The 18937-nt window shown below is 62.1% G+C and carries 18 protein-coding genes, 1 tRNA gene and 1 riboswitch; of the genes, 3 read left to right on the top strand and 16 right to left on the bottom strand.

The genetic code is table 11. From position 1 onward, the window contains the following. Nucleotides 1–224 precede the first annotated feature (224 nt). The 10 genes from AC52Q4_RS03640 to AC52Q4_RS03685 all read right to left on the bottom strand — a co-directional run bounded on the left by AC52Q4_RS03640 (nt 225) and on the right by AC52Q4_RS03685 (nt 11155). Nucleotides 225–971 carry a DUF5602 domain-containing protein gene (locus AC52Q4_RS03640; RefSeq protein ID WP_495535443.1) on the bottom strand — a complete coding sequence of 249 codons (747 nt, stop codon included), beginning with the start codon at nt 969–971 and terminating at the stop codon, nt 225–227. A 570-nt stretch (nt 972–1541) separates the two neighbouring features. After that, nucleotides 1542–3326 carry an asparagine synthase-related protein gene (locus tag AC52Q4_RS03645; protein WP_495535444.1) on the bottom strand — a complete coding sequence of 595 codons (1785 nt, stop codon included), beginning with the start codon at nt 3324–3326 and terminating at the stop codon, nt 1542–1544. 247 nt (nt 3327–3573) lie between these two features. Then, a complete protein-coding gene (locus AC52Q4_RS03650; protein ID WP_495535445.1) occupies nt 3574–4590 on the bottom strand; it encodes a hypothetical protein in 1017 nt (338 codons plus the stop codon). 289 nt (nt 4591–4879) lie between these two features. Further along, nucleotides 4880–5047 carry a hypothetical protein gene (locus AC52Q4_RS03655; RefSeq protein WP_495535446.1) on the bottom strand — a complete coding sequence of 56 codons (168 nt, stop codon included), beginning with the start codon at nt 5045–5047 and terminating at the stop codon, nt 4880–4882. A 130-nt stretch (nt 5048–5177) separates the two neighbouring features. Then, nucleotides 5178–5891 (bottom strand): 2OG-Fe(II) oxygenase, encoded by a 714-nt coding sequence (locus AC52Q4_RS03660; protein ID WP_495535447.1) that lies wholly within the window; start codon nt 5889–5891, stop codon nt 5178–5180. Then, on the bottom strand, nt 5888–6679 hold the full coding sequence (locus AC52Q4_RS03665) for a DNA-3-methyladenine glycosylase family protein (protein WP_495535448.1): 792 nt from the start codon (nt 6677–6679) through the stop codon (nt 5888–5890). Before AC52Q4_RS03665 ends, AC52Q4_RS03660 begins: the two co-directional genes overlap by 4 nt. Before the next feature lie 6 nt (nt 6680–6685). Further along, the gene (gene ada / locus AC52Q4_RS03670) at nt 6686–7771 is read right to left on the bottom strand and encodes a bifunctional DNA-binding transcriptional regulator/O6-methylguanine-DNA methyltransferase Ada (protein ID WP_495535449.1); all 1086 of its coding nucleotides are present in this window, start codon (nt 7769–7771) and stop codon (nt 6686–6688) included. Nucleotides 7772–7941: 170 nt separating this feature from the next. Beyond that, nucleotides 7942–8958: a thioredoxin-disulfide reductase gene (trxB, locus tag AC52Q4_RS03675; protein ID WP_495535450.1), complete on the bottom strand. Its 1017-nt coding sequence runs from the start codon at nt 8956–8958 to the stop codon at nt 7942–7944. A gap of 99 nt (nt 8959–9057) precedes the next feature. Continuing rightward, nucleotides 9058–9660 carry a peroxiredoxin gene (locus tag AC52Q4_RS03680; protein WP_495535451.1) on the bottom strand — a complete coding sequence of 201 codons (603 nt, stop codon included), beginning with the start codon at nt 9658–9660 and terminating at the stop codon, nt 9058–9060. Between the two features lie 97 nt (nt 9661–9757). Beyond that, entirely contained in the window at nt 9758–11155 is a 1398-nt protein-coding gene (locus AC52Q4_RS03685; RefSeq protein WP_495535452.1) for an AmpG family muropeptide MFS transporter, read from the bottom strand. Nucleotides 11156–11495: 340 nt separating this feature from the next. On the opposite strand from AC52Q4_RS03685, the gene AC52Q4_RS03690 reads away from it, so the two are divergent. Both AC52Q4_RS03690 and AC52Q4_RS03695 read left to right on the top strand, forming a co-directional pair. Then, nucleotides 11496–12056, top strand: a complete 561-nt coding sequence (locus AC52Q4_RS03690; protein ID WP_495535453.1) for a tetratricopeptide repeat protein — start codon at nt 11496–11498, stop codon at nt 12054–12056. Between the two features lie 185 nt (nt 12057–12241). Beyond that, the gene (locus AC52Q4_RS03695) at nt 12242–13414 is read left to right on the top strand and encodes a response regulator (protein ID WP_495535454.1); all 1173 of its coding nucleotides are present in this window, start codon (nt 12242–12244) and stop codon (nt 13412–13414) included. Here AC52Q4_RS03695 and nfi read toward each other — a convergent pair. The 6 genes from nfi to thiS form a co-directional block, all read right to left on the bottom strand. Next, a complete protein-coding gene (gene nfi / locus AC52Q4_RS03700) occupies nt 13384–14085 on the bottom strand; it encodes a deoxyribonuclease V (RefSeq protein WP_495535455.1) in 702 nt (233 codons plus the stop codon). The two genes, AC52Q4_RS03695 and nfi, sit on opposite strands and share 31 nt — an antisense overlap. Nucleotides 14086–14120: 35 nt before the next feature. After that, on the bottom strand, nt 14121–14420 hold the full coding sequence (locus AC52Q4_RS03705) for a DUF6763 family protein (RefSeq protein ID WP_495535456.1): 300 nt from the start codon (nt 14418–14420) through the stop codon (nt 14121–14123). A 112-nt stretch (nt 14421–14532) separates the two neighbouring features. Continuing rightward, the gene (locus AC52Q4_RS03710) at nt 14533–16344 is read right to left on the bottom strand and encodes a TonB-dependent receptor domain-containing protein (protein ID WP_495535457.1); all 1812 of its coding nucleotides are present in this window, start codon (nt 16342–16344) and stop codon (nt 14533–14535) included. A 131-nt stretch (nt 16345–16475) separates the two neighbouring features. Next, nucleotides 16476–16744: riboswitch (cobalamin riboswitch) on the bottom strand. 75 nt (nt 16745–16819) lie between these two features. Beyond that, nucleotides 16820–17527, bottom strand: coding sequence for a tRNA (guanosine(46)-N7)-methyltransferase TrmB (gene trmB, locus AC52Q4_RS03715; RefSeq protein WP_495535458.1), 708 nt, complete (start codon nt 17525–17527; stop codon nt 16820–16822). Nucleotides 17528–17540: 13 nt separating this feature from the next. Beyond that, entirely contained in the window at nt 17541–18347 is an 807-nt protein-coding gene (locus tag AC52Q4_RS03720; RefSeq protein WP_495535459.1) for a thiazole synthase, read from the bottom strand. Nucleotides 18348–18388: 41 nt separating this feature from the next. Then, nucleotides 18389–18685, bottom strand: a complete 297-nt coding sequence (gene thiS, locus AC52Q4_RS03725; RefSeq protein ID WP_495535460.1) for a sulfur carrier protein ThiS — start codon at nt 18683–18685, stop codon at nt 18389–18391. Nucleotides 18686–18847: 162 nt separating this feature from the next. Between thiS and AC52Q4_RS03730 the strand changes: the two genes are divergently transcribed. Continuing rightward, a tRNA-Gly gene (locus AC52Q4_RS03730) sits at nt 18848–18921 on the top strand. Nucleotides 18922–18937 lie beyond the last annotated feature (16 nt).

An 18937-nucleotide genomic window follows, 5' to 3' on the forward strand; every position in this document is an offset into this window, starting at 1 on the left:
ACAGACAGGTATATGGCTACGGTTTTGACCTAAAAAACACTTTGCATGGGAAGCAGAATGCTAAAAATATTCCGAAACAAATCCGGTCGTACACTCAAGCCTTGAAGAAACTCTCCTTAATATCAGAAAATTAGTGAAGGATCTCTCGCTGTGCATGCCCGCCGCGAGACCCAGAGGCCGCCCGCGCGCGGCCACATGGCCGCGTGCGGACTGCGAGATAGCGGCTACCGCGCGGCGCTCCGCGCGCTCGGTGAGAACGCCTTCAACCCAAGCAGGGAAAGCCTGTATTCGTTGCGTTTGACATCGAAGCCGATGCGGTACTTGCTCGGGTAGTGTGCCGCGATGCTGTAGGATTGCGGAGTCCGCACGGGCGCGGTGATATCCGGCCGCGATTTCAGGTAGGCAAGTGTCACCATGGGCTCCACGAAGATAAGCCGCCCGCCGTAGTAGCCGTAAAGGAAGGTGTGATCGAAAGCCTTGCCATGGAATTCGTGGCTCTTCGTGTCAATGCCGTGGTATCCCATCTTCTCGACGGCAGAGTCCGCTGGCACGACGTAGCCTTCTGGCACCAAGGTTCGATCCGGTGGGGCAAGGAAGGGCTTTGCGGCCGCCCCTTGGAAGGTCACCGCTTCCTGTTCGGCCCGGCTGATGAGATAGAAATGGATGTCGAAGTGCGGTACGGAGTATATCCCGGCCGGCGGGTGCCCGGTGGGATTCCAGTTGAGACCCACGTGATCATAGCCGGTACGCGGCCCATCCGAAGGCATCGGCAAGACATATTCCCAAGTCTCTCGGTGCGAAGCGGCTGCGGGCAGCCCATCGAGCGCCGCGGGGCTCAAGACGACGCTCACCGATGCCGGCCTACCGGCCGAGCTGGCCGCAACGACGACCCGCGCCACACCGTTGCCGAGGGGAACGGGTTCCCCCTTGTATATCCTGGCGTGCGCGATGTGGATTGTGCTGCTCGCCATCAGGCTGAAAGCGAATGTGGACACGAGTGCGAAGAGACGAAAACCAACGCGTCTGAAGCTAAGCATGAGCCACCTCTGATGTCGTGAACCGGAGCGGCTCGACACGACCACGGCGCAACCGGCAAAGCAGGCCCGCCCTGGACCTATCCCGGCTCCGGTCAATGCAAAGGAAAAGCAACCCAGCGCCTTAAGCGACGGCCGTCTCGGTTCGGACCAAAGGGTCGCTTGGAAAAGAAGTAGGGTCGGATCAGATCATCCGAACCGCCAATCCTTGCGCTTACCTTCTGCCTCCGCGGATGCACGGATGACCTCGGCGAAGAAATTATATATCGCGCATTACGTAGCTCAAGATGAACAGATCAGGCGCAGCACGGAGCAAATGAGAAGAGTTTTCGACTCCTGATGCGCCGGGATTGAGGATGACGTAACTTGCTTTCGCACATTTGCGGGGGCGACCAGAGGTGTCTAGCCGCCACTCACGCATTCAATGAAGACTATCGTTCTACTTTTACCAAGGAACGGCCTCGCCGCAGTGCAACCGAGATACCGAACACTTCACGTTGTAGCTTTTCAGGCGGTAGTTGCCCGGCGCTGCGCATACTCGGCGGCAAGAAACACGCTGCGTAACGCTTGCAAGTCGGCGGACAGCGCTGCTTCGTAGTTGGGGGACAGCTCCATACCAAGTGTATCTTTCAGTACCGGCCGCAGCGCTGCGACTCTCGCGAGCATGTGCGCCCTGTGCTGCGGTGCCGCCAGATTGGCCAGATTCCAAATGTGGCCATGGCGGTAAAAGCGTAAAAAAACATCCCTGGCCGTTTGGGTCCCCATTGCCCGGGTCAGCATCTGTTGCGGAAGGCCACGGCGAAATCGCCCAAGCTGCCACCGCAGGTTCGGTACGATCGGCGCGGGCTCCTCCGGATGCGGAATCCGCGCGAGCGCCGGATAGTAGCGGGCTAGCAGGCTGCGAAATACGCCCCGGTCCACCAGCGCGATCGGCGGAATCGAGGACCAGATCTCGAAGAGACGCCGATCGTAGAACGGCATAATGGTATCGAAATGACCGCCGAGCAGGGAGAAGTAAGACCCTACGTGACGGCGGTTACGATTTTCCAGATACCACAATACATAGGCTTGTACGGTTGCGCATTCGGTACTGAGGCCAGAGAGTATGTCCTCGCGTACCTCGTCCAGGTCTACGGCGGGTATGAACAGATCCTGCAGATTCGGCCGTGTCGAAGCGTAATAACGCTGCAATATACTATCGACCAGCGATTCACGGGACGCATACTGCGCGGCACTAAAATCGCCGGCCCGGAGACCGGCCGGGGCGTCGCCGCAGTAGCCATGTAGCAGCGGGCTGCCGGGCGTCGAGGACGCCCCAAACAAATTCATAATCGATGAGGATGCCAGGTCCGCCGTGCCTTCCATCGTTTCCAGATGGTGAGTGAGATGGCGCAGCGTATTGTCCCCGCGATAAGGAATCATCTCCAGATCGAGATTCAGCGTCCGTGCTACCGCCCTAGCACTATGCCACTCCTCATTCTGTCGGCGTCCATAATTGAGGGCGCGGATTTCGATGCCGTGGTCCCGGCATAAGGCGGCAATCAGACGCGAGTCGAATCCCCCGGACAACGCCATTAGCACTGGCCGCGGCGCACCTGCGGTTTTGTCCAACAACGATTGCGCCGAGGTGTCTCGGATTGTCTCGATCGTCTCATCCAACAGCCTGAGCGGCGCGACCGGCGCGGGGCGGATATCGCGGCCACGGCGCGCGGACAGCCCGGTGGCACGACTCCAGCGATAGCACCCGCCTGGCAGTGTGCGCCGGATGCGTTGATGCAATGTACGTCCCGCCAGTGGCGACCAAAAACCCATCAACTCATACATCGCCACCGTATCCGCGGGTTCCGCTAGCGCCGGAAACAAACACAGCAGGTCGGCGATGCGCGTGCCCAAGACATTGCCGCCCGTTGTGCGGGCCACGTGAATGGGCTTAACCCCCAGCGCATCGCTTTCGATCGATAAGCTTGTCTCTGTAGGTTGTAACAGGTTATAGCACTGAGCCGACTGCTCGGCCTTTTGGTGTACGGCTTCCGAGTCGGCGCCATTGAAGTTTACCGCCGTCAAGCGCCCCGAAACTGCTGTACCAGCAAACACGTCCAGCAACATAGTGGGCGGCACCGCCGCCGAGACCGGCGCAGGGGCCGCCACGGCCAACAGGTAGCCGTCTTGGCGCAGGGTCTCGAGGCCAAGGCCCTCGATCAGCCCGGCCGCGTGTGATAGCTCTTTGGTTCCAAACTCACTGTTATCGGGTAGGTACGCAACAAAGCGAGTGATGAAGCTAATTTGGTTCATTGTCCGTTACCTTTATTGAGCGGCAGACTATCACCGCACTAGGAGAGAAACTCAACTTCGGCAACCTTCTTTGAAGGCGCGACAGCATACGGAATTCAGCCGCTCCAACCGGAACTGACCCACCAGGCTGTTTTAGACGTGCCAGATCGGCCTGAGCGTCTGTCCAGAACAGCGTGCTAACTGACCCTTCTCAGCTACAAAACTTTAGAAATCTGCCTAAACCAGCAATCAACCTGTTTTCTCGCGATCAACCTTTCAATGGGACCAGCGAAATGAGCCCCCTAAATAGCAAGGATTCACGATTGACCACACCGTAGCACTCATGGGTCTGTTGCAAAGAGGTCGGATTGCTCTCATTCTCCCGCATCGAGCGCACCAACAGATGCAGGCAATCGTTGCTCTTCAGTGCTGAAAGGCGGTGGCGGGCTACGCTAATCTTGTGCGAGGTATAAACCAATGGATCTTTCTTGAAATCCAGATTGGCCTTGATGGCTTTCTCAAGCAAAGCACACGAGATTAATGCACAAGGGAATATTTCGGGAAAACTGGCCTTATCTTCAATCTCGTCAAAAAAATCCGATTGCTCTACCAGTGAGCCAGAAAGAAAATTTTTCGCATTGCTTGTATTCATGAATTTTCGCTTGATGAAAAAACCGGTATCGTTCAAGAACTCTCGGTCGGCCGCGCCAGCCAAACTACTAAAATCAGGCAAATCAGGCGAGGATAAAAAGAGTGGCTTTGTCGATTCTTTCTTATAACCGTGCACGCTGAGTTTTCCCGCCGACTTCAGGGTTACCCGGTTGCTCAAAGTAGGGCTTATGACATCATCGCAAAATACACTTTTATTGATTTTAATATCAATATCTTCACCAGCCTTGACCGGATTGACGAACGAGAACTGATAATTGCTGTATCGCAAGTCCTTCTCGACGATTATTGTATCCTCCCGATTTCTTATCCGATGTTCACGAATCATGCCCTCGATAAGGGCTACTAATTGAAAGCCCAGCACGATAGGCCCACCAAATGGATTATGGGAGATCTGATGCCATTTTTTCTTATCATGGAAAAGATTGAAATCATCAGTCGCGTTTCTGGCGATATCGATATGCAGTTCACTGAAGGTGTATGTTTCTTGTGGTAGTGGCATTTTGTAACCATTTGCTTCTAGGCGGGGGCCGGGCGCAGTTGCCGTACCGTGCCGGCGGCCCCCAGCACCAATGCGCCCGACAACTCCGATGTAAAGGCGGCGGATGAGCGGCAACTTGCCAGCCCCCCGGACGACGCCGTGGCATTAAAGCGGACAACCGCCCGGTATCCCATTGCGAATCCCGGGGCCCCGGCGGCGCGCGCGTGCGGCGGTAGGCCCGAGGCTCCCCCCATTGCCTCGGCCTTTGGCGCCGTGGCGCGTGCACCGCACGAACGTTTGATCACCGGGATAGGCTTGCTGGCGCATGCTCGCCCTACTACTGCCCTTATGCATGACCTCGGGACATAATGCCGACGACAGCGGCTAGCCCGCACAGGGTTCACGGTGCCATCGCGCGCCAGCGTCAGTAATTGCACTCCTTTTGCCGATCAGGACGGCCCTTGGAAGCATTTTCAGAAATGCGCGGACCGTTCTCGGTGCTGCCGTAGCGCACCTGGAACACTGCCCGCCCTCGCAGAGTAATCCCCCGACGTTTGCCGTTGTCGAAAACCATCTTTCCGGCGATGGCCACCGCAGGTGCTCCAATAGAGCGTCTCGGCGGGCTCGGTACCATGGGCCAAGCCATGACCGCAATATAGTCAAGGGGAGGTAACGCTACAATGACCGGCCGCACGCCCTACAGGGCGCAGGATCGCGGGCCCTCAGCGAGCGTCATGGAAGATGATGCCGAGCGTGTAACGCTCACCGCGATGTACGGTGCTCACGCCGTGCCTGAGCGTGACCCGGTAGTCTCCTCGTCGTCCGAGCACCGGGCGGCTGTTGACAGCAATGACGGCCGCTTCGCCCCGTTGCAGCGGCACCACCCGCGCACGAGACTGCCGGCGAGGGCGCTGCTCCACGAGCACCAGCTCGCCACCCTCGTAGTCGGTGCCCCTCTCACTCAGCATCACGATGACTTGCAGCGGAAAGGCGAGTTCGCCGTAGAGGTCCTGGTGCAGGCAGTTGTAGTCGCCCGCCCCATAGCGCAGCAACAGCGGGGTCGGGCGCCGCTGGCCGGCGCAGTGGCAGTGGGCGCGGAACTCGCTGTGCGTCGCCGGAAAGGTCCGTGCCTCGCGCAGGCGTTGGGCCCACGCATTGGCCAGGGGCGCGAGATTCGGGTAGATGGACTCCCGCATTGCCTGGACGAGTGGTGGCAACGGCTCGACGAAATACTGGTACTCACCGCGGCCGAAACCGTGTCGGTCCATCACGACACGGGAGCGGAAATACCGCGCATGCGGGTACATGTTTTTGAGGCCCAGGCACTGGCGCCTATCGAGCAGCCACGGCAGCACCGCGACGCCCTCGGCGTCGAGGCTACCCAGCACCCGCGACCAGTCGCACGCTTCGATGCGCTTCGCCACACGCGCAGTCATGGCGCGCACCAGAGATAGGCGGCGGCGTTGGCGCGGTAGGGCCGCCAGCGTTGGGCAAGCGCTCGCAAGGCAGCCGGAGAGGCGGCGCCGACGGCGCGCTGCAAGCCGAGATTGCTCTCGGGGAGAACGTCGGGACGGCGGCCCAGGCGAATCGCCAGGTACGCTCGGGTCCACGGGCCGATACCGGGCAGGCGCGACAATGCGGCATCGATCTCAGCCCAGCTTCCGCTCGCGAGCGCCGACACATCGCTTGCCGCTGCGTCCGCCAACCGCCGCAGGGCGGCGACTCGCCGGCCCGGCATGCCGATGGCATCGAGATCGGCCACACGCAGTTTCGCCGGGGAAAGCTCGCCACAACGCTCGACCAGCCGGCGCATCAGCGTCGCCGCCACCGCCACGCTGACCTGCTGGCCGACCACGGTGCGCACGCAAAGCTCAAATGGCGACCAGCAGCCCAGTGGCCGCAGCCCCGGCGCCCGCTCCACATACGGGCGCAGCACCGGGCAGGCGCGCAAATGTTGATCGACGGCCTGGGTATGCTGGCCGACATCAAAGAGACGGCTAACGTGGCCGACGATCTCGGCGCGGGCGAGCTCCTTATCGGCCGTAATCTGCAGGCAATTGGCTTTGGGGCGGTAGGTCACCCACACGCTCGCCCCCTTGTGGCGGCGCTCGTACCCGCCATCCACGATCCACTCGTAGCCCGGGATCAGCCGTGGGCCCAGACAGCCAAGCAGTGTCGCCCATGGGAAAGGCGCCACCACCCCCAGCTCGGCAAGCACGGGCATGGCGGGCTAGACCTCGTCGGCAAGCGCATCGCCAGGGCGCGCACGCTCGCATTCGATCAGCGCGCACTTGCGCTCAATGCCCCAGCGATAGCCCCCCAGTCCGCCATCACCGCGAATGACGCGATGGCAGGGGATCACCAGAGAAAGGCGGTTCGCGGCGCAAGCATTCGCGACCGCACGCACGGCTTTAGGCCGGCCGATAGCCGCCGCGACCTCTTTATAGGTTCGAAGCTCGCCGCGGGGGATGCGACGCAGATAATCCCAAACCTTGACCTGGAATGCCGTGCCGCTCACATCCGCCGGCAGATCGAGCGCGCTGGGCGCATCACGCAGATAATCGCACAGCGCCTGCATCCACTGCCCGAATGGTTGCTCGGCCACAGGCGGCATGACCGATAGTCTTGCCGCCGGGTACTCGGCCTGCAGGCAGGCGCGCATCGCCTCCTCGCTCTCGCCGAGCTGGACAAAGCACAGGCCGCGGTCGGTGGCTGCCATCATCAACAAGCCTAGCGGCGTCTCGGCCGTCGCGTGAGAAATCTCCATCCCCGCGCCACCGGCACGATACTGACCGGGCGTCATGCCCATCCGGCTCGTCACGCGCTCATAAACCCGGCTGATGGAGCCAAAGCCTGCCCCGTAAATTGCATCCGTCACCGGGTCGCCGCCCCGTAGCCGCCGCTTGAGCAATCGCAGACGGCACGCCTCGGAATACTGCCGGGGCGTGACACCGATAACCGCCTTGAAGCGGCGCTGCAGATGATACGGGCTGACATTGGCCTGACGGCTTAGTACCGCGAGACTGGAGGGAGCGTCCGGATGCGCCTCGAGTTGCCGGCACAACGCCTGCATCCGCTCGGCCAGCGATGCGTCCCTGGCGGCGTTGCTGTCGGGGCGACAACGCTTGCAGGGGCGCAGCCCGTCGCGTTCCGCCGCCGCCGGCGTCGTAAAGAAACGCACGTTCCCGCGCAGCGGCCTGCGCGAAGGGCAGGACGGGCGGCAGTAGACTCCGGTGGTACGAACGCCATAGACGAAGCGGCCGTCGCAGGAAGCATTCCGCGTCAGGACCGCCTGCCATCGCAGCTCCTCGTGCATGGATGCGCTCCAGCATGGCCATCTGACAGAGCCTCAGGGTGCCGTCAACAGCCCGGAGTGACCATCCGATTCTTGCGCAGTAATGAAGAAAACGCGGCTCGCTTGCCCGCGCGGGCAATGCGAGCCCTCCCAGGATGGCAACCCGCCGTCGGCCGAGCGAGTTCGCTCTCTCAGGCCGAAGCGGAGGCCATCGCGTCGGCGTCTTTGGCCGCCTTGTCGACGTCACCGCCCTCCAGTGCCAGGCCGTCCAGGTACTTCTCGGCGTCCAGCGCTGCCATGCAGCCACTGCCGGCGGAGGTAACCGCCTGACGATAGACATGATCCATGACATCGCCGGCGGCGAACACACCGGGCACACTGGTCGCGGTGGCATTGCCCTCCAGCCCGCTCTTGACCCTGATATAGCCGCCCTTCATTTCGAGCTGGCCCTGGAAGATGCCGGTGTTCGGCGTATGGCCGATCGCGATAAACACGCCGGTGAGATCAACGTCCTCTGTTGCACCCGTCTCCGTGCTTTTGATCCGCATGCCGGTCACCCCCGTCTGATCGCCGAGCACCTCATCGAGCACGCTGTTCCAGCGGATGGTGACCTTACCTTCCTCGACCTTGCGGAACACCTGATCCTGCAGAATTTTCTCGCCACGAAAGCGGTCGCGTCGATGCACCACGGTGACGTGGCGCGCGATGTTCGACAGATACAACGCCTCTTCAAGCGCCGTGTTGCCGCCGCCGATCACGGCGACATCCTGGTTGCGATAGAAGAACCCGTCGCAAGTGGCACAGGCCGAGACACCTCGGCCCATGAACCGCTCCTCGGATTCGAGGCCGAGATACTTGGCGGTCGCGCCGGTGGCGATGATCAGCGCCTCGCAAGTGTACTCGCCGCTGTCTCCCTTTAAGCGAAAGGGGCGGCGCTCGAGCGCGACCTCGGTGATGTGGTCGAAAATGATCTCGGTATTGAAACGCTCGGCATGCGCTTTCATGCGCTCCATCAACGCCGGCCCCTGCAAACCCTCGACGTCACCCGGCCAGTTGTCCACATCCGTGGTGGTGGTCAGCTGGCCACCCATCTCCAGGCCGGTCACCAAAACGGGATTCAGATTCGCCCGCGCCGCGTACACCGCGGCCGTGTAGCCGGCCGGCCCGGAGCCGAGTATCAACAGCTTGGCGTGTTTAACCTCACTCATGCAAAACGCTCCCGGTATCGGCTCATTGGCCGGAAAAGGTCGTCGTCGCCGGCTGCGGAGCGCCCGCAGCCGGATTGCTTTGCACCTGCAACGACGCGATCACAGCCGCTTGGCGTGCTCGGCGAGATAGCTTGCCACACCACCGGCGTCCGGCTTCATGCCCGCTCGACCCTTTTGCCAACCAGCCGGGCAAACCTCGCCGTGCTGCTCGGTGAACTGCAAGGCATCGACAACACGGAGCATCTCGTCCACTGAGCGGCCGAGCGGCAGATTATTGACGACCTGGTGCTGCACGACACCCTGGCGGTCGATGAGAAACGACGCGCGCAGCGCGACCCCCTCTTGGGGATGGTCGATCCCGTAGGCCCGGACGATCTCGTGTCGCTTGTCCGAGACCAATGGAAAGCGCACGGCGCCAATGCCGCCCTTGTCCACCGGGGTGTTGCGCCAAGCGAAGTGCGTGAATTCCGAGTCGATGGAGACACCGACGACGGCCACCCCGCGCTCTTCGAACTGCGCCATGCGATTGTCATGGGCGATGATCTCGGATGGGCAGACAAAGGTAAAGTCCAGCGGCCAGAAGAACAAAACCACATACTTGCCACGCAGGTCGGAGAGCCGAAACGCCTCATTGATCTGCCCGTCCGCCATCACAGCCGGTGCGCTGAACTCCGGCGCTTCCTTACCTACCAGTACACTCATGGTTCCCACCTCCGGTCGAGTTACCCTTGAACTGCTTTGAGTGTATGGAAAGCGGGACAATCAGTAAAATTTCATATTTTTATGTCATTAATAGAGGCTAGCTATGATCCGTTTGCTCTGTGCCGCCGGCTCGCCCGGTTGCGAGCGCCGCGGCAGGGCCGCGCTCGCCGCGACGCATCAAATACGCCACCAGCGCGATGGCCGGGATTCCCAGCAACGCCGTATAGACAAAGAAGAACGCGTATCCCTGTGCCTCAACGACCACACCCGAGAAGCCGCTGATGAGCTTTCCGGGCAGCGTCATGAGCGAGCTGAACAAGGCGTATTGGGTCGCTGTAAACGCCGTGTTGGTCAAACTGGAGAGATAGGCGATAAATACGGCCCCGGCAAAACCACCGCTCAGGTTATCCGCGCTGATGGTCAGTGTCAGTAAAGCGACACTCGCCCCGCGAATCGCCAGGTAGGCAAACAGGAGGTTGGTCAACGAGACGAGCACAGCCGCCAATAGCAATGGGCGCATCAAGCCGTGGCGGGCGACGGCTGTACCCCCTACCATAGCGCCGAGAAGGATCATCACCAGTCCGTAGAGCCCGCTGATGTTGGCTATCTGGGGCTTGCTGAAGCCCAAATCGATATAGAGGGGGTTCGCCATGCTCGCCATAGCGATGTCACTGATTCGAAAACAGCCGATGAACATCAGAATGGTCAACGCGAGCCATCCATTGCGGGTGAAGAATTCCACCAGCGGGCGGACCACGGCGCCGGCAAGCCAATTAGTGAGCCGGCGGCGCCAAAAGCGGATACGTCCTCCGCCCGCCGTGCGGACAGCAGGTTGGGTCGTTTCTAGCGGGGGCTCGAGCGCATGCACGGGCTCCCGGCTCAGCAGCACCGTCGCCATGCCCAGCAGCATCAGGCCCGCCATCACCCGATAAGCCGTCTGCCAGGAACCGATCGCTGCCAGGTAAAGCACGCCGGTATAGGAGACTAGATTGGCGATCCGGTAGCCGAGCTGATAGGTGGCTGCCATCGCGCCCTGATAGCGCCGCTCCTCGGCCTCAATGCGAAACGCGTCTATCGCGACGTCCTGGGTCGCGGAGCAGAAGGCCACGACCACCCCGAGCAGGGCTATCGCACCGAGGTTCGTGTGGGGATCAAGACAGCTGACGCCCAGCAAGCCGGCCGCAATGCCCAGCTGTCCCGCGAATATCCAGCTGCGCCGTTTGCCCATCACCCGGGTCAAGCCCGGCAGCGGCAGATGGTCGATTACCGGCGCCCATAAGACCTTGATCGAGTAGGCCACGCCGATCCAGCTGAAAAAACCGATCTCAGCGTGACTGACACCGCGCTCGCGGAGCCAGAGCGCCAAGGTGGCGAACACCAGCATAAAGGGCAGCCCCGCCGAGAAGCCCAGGAACACCATAGTGATCACCGGCCGACGCAGATAAATGCGCAGCACCGCCTGCCAACCGAGAGCCCTGGGGGATGCCGATACCATTCGCGCGAGATCCGATTCGGCCGCCGTAGCTAGCCGCATCGTCTGTTATTCACCGGCCTGCGGCAAGGGTCCGACGAAATGGTCTGTTACCTGTCACATATTGACGTTGAACGTCACGGAAATCCGACATCTTCACCTTGGGACGGCGTAGCATGGCGGCGGCCTCAGGCATCGGGGAACCGAATCAGAAATTATTCAAGTTATTGATATAAAATCAATAAAAAGCAAAGACAGCGGCCTTGTTATGGACTGAACGACCGAGCTTGCAGCAGTTGGCCCCGTTTCTGCATAACAGTTGGCGGCGCAAGCCGGAATAGTGGTTAAAGGGGGAAGAGCGACAATGGTCTCGCAAGCTGACAAGGCCCGGAACGATTACCTGCGGGGATGCCGTCTGGAGACGGGGGACGGCTGTCCGGTGGATCTGGTTTTCGCAGCCTACTTCTATCGGCGCGCAGCGCTCCGGGGGCTTGCCGAGGCCCAGCATGCACTCGGCTTCTTGTACGCGACCGGACAAGGGGTGACATTGAACGAGACGATGGCGGTTCATTGGTTTGAGGCCGCCGCCCGGCAGAATCAGGTCTCCGCGCAGCACAATCTAGGCGTGATGTATGCGGAGGGACGCGGTGTACCAAGGAATGAGGAAATCGCGATCCGCTGGTTCTATCAAGCGGCGCTGGGGGGTAGCGTCGAGGCCCGGGAGTGGTTGGCCCGGTGCGTGCACGTGCAGGCAAGCGGGGAAGTACCCGGAAGGATGCGTGCAGGCGGGCGTGAGGTACCACTCCGCTGGGCGGACCCATGCTCGATACCGCTAAGCACTGTCGGTTGGCAGCATGCAGCAACCCGCATGGACGTGGCTTCAAGCCGCGTTGGCGTCCGCCCGGCGGATTTTCTTTTCCGATAACCGCGCCCTTTGCGACGTTGTCTCGCGGACCCGGCACCGATGCCGATGGCGCCCGTTGTTCAGGTAACTACACTCCGGCTAGCCAATACGCTTTGCGAGGCTTCGAGCCGGACAGGCGGCCAACCTAAGGCCCACCATGAATTAACTCAGGTTGTGCACGACCACAACCCACGGAGCCACTCTAAATGATACAGGTCAAAAAGGCCCTCGTGGTTGATGACTCGCGTCTTGCGCGCATCGCGCTCAGCAAGCTTTTGCAGCGGCGCAACGTGGATGTCGATATGGTGGCTACCGGCACCGAGGCCCTCGACTACCTCCGTACGGCACGCCCGGATGTGGTCTTCATGGACTACATGATGCCGGATATGGACGGATTCGAAGCAACCCGGCGCATCCGCTTGCTGCCGGGCGAGACGGACATCCCGGTGGTCATGTACACGGCGCAGGAAAACGAGCAGGATCGTGAACGCGCCGAGGCACTCGGAATCGCTGGGTTTCTGACCAAACCGAGCGGCGAGGAGAGTCTGGAAGAAATATTGGCATCCCTGGGGCAAGTCTCTCGCGACCTGCGTGCGACGACACCGCAGCAGGCCGGACAGGATACTTCCCCGAGCCGCGCCGAGAAGCCGGCGCCCGCGCAGCCCGCGGCTGCCGAGCACGCCGAGCCGACGACGCAGATCGCGTGGTCGGAGATTCAGGACGCGGTCCGGGAAGCCGCTGAGGCGAAGGCCGTCGAGGCCGTCGAACGACTGGTGCAGCAGCGCATTGATGGCTTGCGGGGGGAACTCGAGAAGACGATTGGCGAGGCCCTCGGAGGCGACCGGAGTTCCACCGACGCCGCGGTCGAGGAAACGGCGCGGCGCATCGCCGAGCACAGCGCCAAGGAGACCATCGAGCGTTTTCGCATGGAAATGGGCCCCGAGGCATCGAACAGGATCAAAGGCGAATTGCGCCGAGAGCTTCGTGGCCACATGGCCGAGCTGCTCGCCGCGGACGTATTTCGCCACCAGTTCACCGAGATCGTTCTGGAAACCGCGCTGCCCCGCCTGCGCGATGAGATAACCGAGGAGACGCTGCCGGCCATTCGGGACCGGATTCTCGAGGACAGTCGCGGCCTGGCGAGGAATGCGGCCCGTGAGGCGGCGGCGAAAGCCGCGCGGGACGCGACGAGCGAGCAGATTGCGGTCTCCCTTACCGAGTACCGGATGCAAGCCGATGATCGCATGCGCGAGCTAATCCAAGCGCAAGCCGCGCGTTCTCGGCGATCCCTTTTCATCGGCGCTGCCGTGGGCTTGGTGCTGATCGTTGCCGGAGCAGCCGCCAGCGTTTACCTGTCCACGCACGGGCTCCCTTTCTGAGCCGCGCCGGGACGGGCCGAAGCCACCCGGTCCGCCATGCGAATGGGTTCAGGCAGACGGTAGCTCGTCGTACAAGCAAGCGTCCACTCGATCGCGCTGTCGTGGTCGGTGTGATGTCCCGGCGAGACGTAAAGCGGGCTCACGGCGCTGCGCGTGCGCACGACAGTGCCAATGCGTTGCCTGGCGTCCATGAGCGGCGCCACGCAACCCTTCTCGCGGCCGGGCTCCCGGTGGTCGCCGATCAGACGCGACTTGCCGACACCGATCGTGGGCAGGTCCGTGACGACACCGAGATGGGCGGCAATGCCGAGCCGCCGGGGATGGGCAATGCCCTGGCCGTCACACAGAATCAGCTCGGGCAGAATCGTCAGTTTCTCCAGCGCATGAAGCACCGCCGGCAATTCGCGAAAGGAGAGCAGACCGGGAATATACGGAAACGGCGTGGGCTCCAGGGCGATCTGGGTCTCGAGCGCCGTGAGCTCAGGGAAACTCACGACCACGACCGCCGCTCTCGCGAGCCGACCGTGATCGGCGAAACCGGTATCCACGCCTGCCACATAACGCACTCGCTTCGGACCGGGCCGCAGCCGAACCCGCCCGGCCAGCTCGCGCTGCAGGATGATGGCCTCTTTCGGCGTGAGTCTCCAGTCGTGACCCGGATCAAAGCGCATGACTGCGCGCCGCCACCGCTGCCCACGGAGGCGGCTCAGTCCCTGTCGTTAACATCTAGCTCGTCGAGGGGATTTTGTGGATTGTATGGCTTGGCCCGGTCCCCCGATTCGTAATCCTCCGGAGTGATATCGACCGAGCCGGACCAATCCTCGGGTGGCTCAATAGGCTCTGCGCTGAGCTCGAGCCACGTTTCGAGCTCGAACTCCTCCACCGCGCCATCGAAATACTGAATCTCGATCGTCTCCTCCTCGTGATCGTAGGCCACTACCTCGAAGCTCTCGCCTCTCGGCAACATGTACCACTCGCCCACGACGGGCGGTTGCATCGTTCCCATTACTCAACCTCCCACGATCCGCCAGCAGCCGGCCCTCCTTGGTAGTCAATCTGCCCTCGCTTCAGACATCTTATAGGATGTGAGCGATCGGCGTTAAATCCCCGTGACCCGGTCAGGCATCGGCCCCCGCGTAGCGCAGGCTGAGATAGAACATTCGGCCCAGGGCATTGAAGCCGAATGCATTCTCATAGTCCTTATCGGTGAGGTTTTCGATTCGTCCCTCCACTGACCACGCTTGGGTAAAGCGGATCTGGCCGCTGAGGTTGAGCAGCGTATAGCCGCCGAGCCTCTCGCCACCGACATCGAGCCGCTCGCCGATCCTCAACAGCTCAGCGCGGACGAGGCCGGAGCGGCCCAAAGCGCGCGAGAGCACTAGGGAGAACTTGGTATCGGGCCGGCGCAGCAGCCGCGCGTCTTCGCTGAGATTGCGCGGGCGCTGCAGCGTGAGGCTGGAGTCCACCCGCCAGCGGCCGACGCCGTCGGCATACTGCAGCTCGAGGCCCGGAATCCGCGCCTTGTCCACATTGATCGCCCGGGACCTCTCGCCGGCAAAGGCAATGAGCCCCTCGATTCGCGTATAAAACAGATTGGCCTCCACGTGTCGTCGCCCGCCCGGCTGCTGGTAGCGGAACGCCAGCTCGGCCGAATGGGATCGCTCCGGTTCGAGATCGGGGTTGCCGGCGAAGAACCCGCCCACTCCAGGGTGAAAGAGCTCATTGAGGGTGGGGGCTTTGAATGCGCTGCCGTAGGAGAGTATCACGCGGTAGCCCGCACCGAAGCGATGGCCCCAGGCAAGCTGTCCGGTCGGATAGCCGCCGAACTCGCTTTGACGATTGTAGCGAAAACCCAGCTCCAAATCGTTGCGACCGAAACTGCCCAACCAGTTCGCGTAAGCCGCGGCGTTGGTGATGGAGTCGTTGAAGACGAGGCGTGAGGTCCCGGCATCGACGTTCTTTCCGACATCCCGGCGCCAGAACACACCCAGGGTCAATGACTGCATCGCGCCGAGATCCAAATTATTCTGCCAATCCACGGTCGTGCGCTGCGTCTCGATCCGGCTCGGAAAAGCGGATTTCGACTCGATATCATCCTGGTTGTAGCCCACTGTCAGCGCGTAGTTCCAGCCGGCCAACGGCCGGTCGGTAAGGCGGGCGCTGTAAGTGCCGTTGACCGTGTTCTGTACGCCCTCATCAAACTCCACATCGCTATTGGAGTGCCAGCCGGACAAGCGCAATGCCGCATCGCTCCAGAGCGGCGTCGTGAAGCGCGCGTTGACACTGCGATTGATGTAACCGTCATTGTCCGGGTCGTGGCTGAAACTGCTGGGATTGGTGGCGGATATGCCGTCGGTACGGGTAAACGACGTATTCACCGCGAGGCGAGTCGCCTGCCCGAGCCCGATGCCCGCCTCGGCCCGCTGCGTGTCCTGGGAGCCGGCCGTCACCGAGGCCGTCATCCCCTGCGGCTCGCGCGTGAAAATTTGAATGACGCCGCCAACGGCATCCGAGCCATAAAGCGCGGCGCGTGGACCGCGCACGATTTCGATGCGCTCGATCTGAGCTGGCGTAATCTGACGCCACTCGAACCGCCCGCTCGCCGAGGAGGCCGCCCTTACCCCATCGATGAGTACGAGCACATGGTCCGAATTGCTGCCGCGCAGAAAAACGCTGGTGTTGCCGCCGATGCCGCCGCTGCGTACCACGTCGACGCCTGGCTGCAGGCGCAGCAGAGCGCCGATGCTCTGCGGATTCGTCGCTTCGATGTCCTCACGTGTGATCACTGTTACGGCGGCGAGCGTCTGATCGGCCGGTGTCGGCGACCGCTGCGCCGTCACGATGACGGGCGGAATCTCGACGGCGCTTGCCGCGGCCGGCAAGCCCGCGATGACGGCGGCCGTGGCAAGCTGAATTGGCTGACGTTGCATGACGATGGGACCCCTGTTCGCGCACACCCGCGCGCAATGGTGGTAACGGAGGTCCAGGAAGCGATGAGGGGAGACGACACGGAGGCAAACGGCAGACCGTCACGCCCGTAGCGCCGCCCTCCGCAGCACTGAACCGGTGCGGGCTCCAGGTCGGTCTCCGGGCTCGCGAGCGGGCATCACACCAGACACTGCGCCTTCCCATGCGCAAGCACAGTGGCGTAAAGCAGTGTCTTTAACTCGCTTACCGTTGCGGGGGCAGCGCCGGACTTCCACGCGCGCCATCCGCCACTTCGAGCCGAGCTTTGGCGCAGCGGCTCTCGAGGCAGTGACTCGCAGGGCACCGGCTTCCCGTTTGATCCCCGGCCGCCGGGCACGGGGAACCTGAAGCCGTGGAATGAAAGGAATGCTTGACTACAAAAATGCTACCTCTGGTAAGGCGGGATGAACGGATGCCGTGTCCCGGCCGGCCGCCACATCATACACGGAGAAAAACGAGATCCCACGCGCCATGACCCTTCTCCCGGCCACGACGTTCGAAGCGCGTCGATGGACGCTCACCCGGACCGGAAGCGAAACGGCCGCACCCCGCGGTATTCGTGAACTTCGCCGAGCCTTCCACCACCGCCAGCATATGCTCTGCGTAGTCTTGCCAATCGGTCGCAAGATGCAGAAAGCCGCCGGCGACCAACCGGCGAGCGGCAAGCGCCACCCACTCCGGCTGGATGAGGCGCCGCTTGTGGTGGCGGCGCTTGGGCCATGGATCGGGGAAAAACACCTCGATGCCGTCCAAGCTGGAATCGGCGATGTGGTGGCGCATGATCTCCACCGCGTCGGCGTAAATCAAGCGCACGTTGTCGAGCCCTTCAATTTCGAGTCGGCGCAGTAACCGCCCGATACCCGGGCGATACACTTCGATACCGAGGTAGCCCCGTCCCGGGTAGCGCCCGGCCAACTCCGCCAGCGCCTCGCCGTTGCCGAATCCGATATCCAGAATCATGGGCGTTCCGGGTCCGAACAGCGCTTGCGGATCGAGACAGCCTTCGCCGCATTCGAGCCCGTAACGGGCATAAAGGCGCTCCAGTATCCGTGCCTGACCGCGGGTCAATCTGCCTTCGCGGCACACGAAGCTGCGCACACGCCGGTACGGGAGTTCTTGCCCTGCCTCCATCGCTCCTATTGACATCCCCGCCGGCCGATCAAAAAAAACTGCCTTCCAAAGGCGAGGAAGCCTCGGCGAAGCGCCTCTTCTGGATACGACCGGCAAGATAGGCCTCGCGACCCGCGGCTACCGCCTTGCGCATGGCCGACGCCATGAGCACCGGGTCTCGCGCCCCGGCGATCGCCGTGTTCATAAGCACGCCCGCGCATCCGAGCTCCATGGCGATCGCCGCGTCGGACGCCGTCCCCACGCCGGCGTCGACCAGCACCGGCACAGCGGCATTCTCGACAATGGTGAGCAGATTGTAGCGGTTCTGGATTCCAAGCCCCGAACCGATCGGCGCCGCGAGCGGCATAACCGCCACACAGCCGATCTCCTCCAGACGACGCGCGGCGATCGGGTCGTCGTTGGTGTAGACCATTACGCGAAAGCCCTCGGCAACGAGGCGTTCCGCCGCCTCGAAGGTCGCCGACATATCCGGGTAAAGCGTACGCTCGTCGCCGAGCACTTCGAGCTTTACGAGGTCGTGGCCGTCCAATAACTCGCGCGCCAGGCGGCAGGTGCGCAGCGCGTCCTGGGCATTGAAACAGCCGGCGGTATTGGGCAGGAGCGTGAATTGATCCGGCGGGATGACGTCGAGCAGATTCGGCTCGTGCGGATTCTGGCCGATGTTGCTGCGCCGGATGGCGACCGTTACGATTTCGGCTCCACTGGCACGGATGGCCCTTCCGGTCAGCTCCAGATCGGCATACTTACCCGTGCCGACCACCAGCCGGGAATCATACTCGCGCCCCGCCACGATGAGCTTGTCTTGCCGCATAGTCTCGTTGAGTTCACTTTCCATGAAGAAGCTTCAAGGGTTACCCGCAGCCGTCAAGCAAGGCGTCAGCCGCCGCCGATCGCGTGCACGATCTCGATCCGGTCGCCACTGCGGATTTGGTACTCGGCAAAGCGGCTGCGAGGCAGTAGAGCCTCGTTGACCTCGACGGCGAGCCTTCGTCCGCTGAGGTCAAGCTCGGCGAAGAGCTCGGCAGCGCTCAGTCCCTCCTGGATCTCGCGCTCCTCGCCAGTAAGGGTGATACGTATCATCTCGCTCTGTCTGGCTGCCTGGTTAAGCTGAACATATTGTAACGTGCGAGCGCGGCGCACGTCGCCTTCCGCCAGCACGCCCATGCCATGCATGATCCGGGCACATTCGCGCTCGCCGCCCAGGCAGGTTTGCGCCTCGCCCGGTAACGGCGATCGGGCGGGAAGCCGTTGGCTTGACGGCACTTGCGGCTCAAGGCAAGTTCGGGTACTAATAAAGTCTTGGGTGACAAGCCGACTGCGGCTGCGCCAAAAGAGGCGGGCGTAGTTCAATGGTAGAACCTCAGCTTCCCAAGCTGATGACGTGGGTTCGATTCCCATCGCCCGCTCCAGCCACCGTCCGGTCAG

It is taken from the genome of Nitrococcus sp. (genome assembly GCF_059432795.1).

Coding starts and splice junctions, on each gene's coding strand:
- AC52Q4_RS03705 (WP_495535456.1), bottom strand. CDS start 14,420: ATGGGAACGATGCAACCGCCCGTCGTGGGCGAGTGGTACATGTTGCCG.
- AC52Q4_RS03720 (WP_495535459.1), bottom strand. CDS start 18,347: ATGGAAAGTGAACTCAACGAGACTATGCGGCAAGACAAGCTCATCGTG.
- trxB (WP_495535450.1), bottom strand. CDS start 8,958: ATGAGTGAGGTTAAACACGCCAAGCTGTTGATACTCGGCTCCGGGCCG.
- AC52Q4_RS03710 (WP_495535457.1), bottom strand. CDS start 16,344: ATGCAACGTCAGCCAATTCAGCTTGCCACGGCCGCCGTCATCGCGGGC.
- AC52Q4_RS03660 (WP_495535447.1), bottom strand. CDS start 5,891: ATGACTGCGCGTGTGGCGAAGCGCATCGAAGCGTGCGACTGGTCGCGG.
- AC52Q4_RS03685 (WP_495535452.1), bottom strand. CDS start 11,155: ATGGTATCGGCATCCCCCAGGGCTCTCGGTTGGCAGGCGGTGCTGCGC.
- AC52Q4_RS03695 (WP_495535454.1), top strand. CDS start 12,242: ATGATACAGGTCAAAAAGGCCCTCGTGGTTGATGACTCGCGTCTTGCG.
- AC52Q4_RS03640 (WP_495535443.1), bottom strand. CDS start 971: ATGGCGAGCAGCACAATCCACATCGCGCACGCCAGGATATACAAGGGG.
- trmB (WP_495535458.1), bottom strand. CDS start 17,527: ATGTCAATAGGAGCGATGGAGGCAGGGCAAGAACTCCCGTACCGGCGT.
- AC52Q4_RS03665 (WP_495535448.1), bottom strand. CDS start 6,679: ATGCCCGTGCTTGCCGAGCTGGGGGTGGTGGCGCCTTTCCCATGGGCG.
- thiS (WP_495535460.1), bottom strand. CDS start 18,685: ATGCATGGCATGGGCGTGCTGGCGGAAGGCGACGTGCGCCGCGCTCGC.
- ada (WP_495535449.1), bottom strand. CDS start 7,771: ATGCACGAGGAGCTGCGATGGCAGGCGGTCCTGACGCGGAATGCTTCC.
- AC52Q4_RS03690 (WP_495535453.1), top strand. CDS start 11,496: ATGGTCTCGCAAGCTGACAAGGCCCGGAACGATTACCTGCGGGGATGC.
- AC52Q4_RS03680 (WP_495535451.1), bottom strand. CDS start 9,660: ATGAGTGTACTGGTAGGTAAGGAAGCGCCGGAGTTCAGCGCACCGGCT.
- nfi (WP_495535455.1), bottom strand. CDS start 14,085: ATGCGCTTTGATCCGGGTCACGACTGGAGACTCACGCCGAAAGAGGCC.
- AC52Q4_RS03645 (WP_495535444.1), bottom strand. CDS start 3,326: ATGAACCAAATTAGCTTCATCACTCGCTTTGTTGCGTACCTACCCGAT.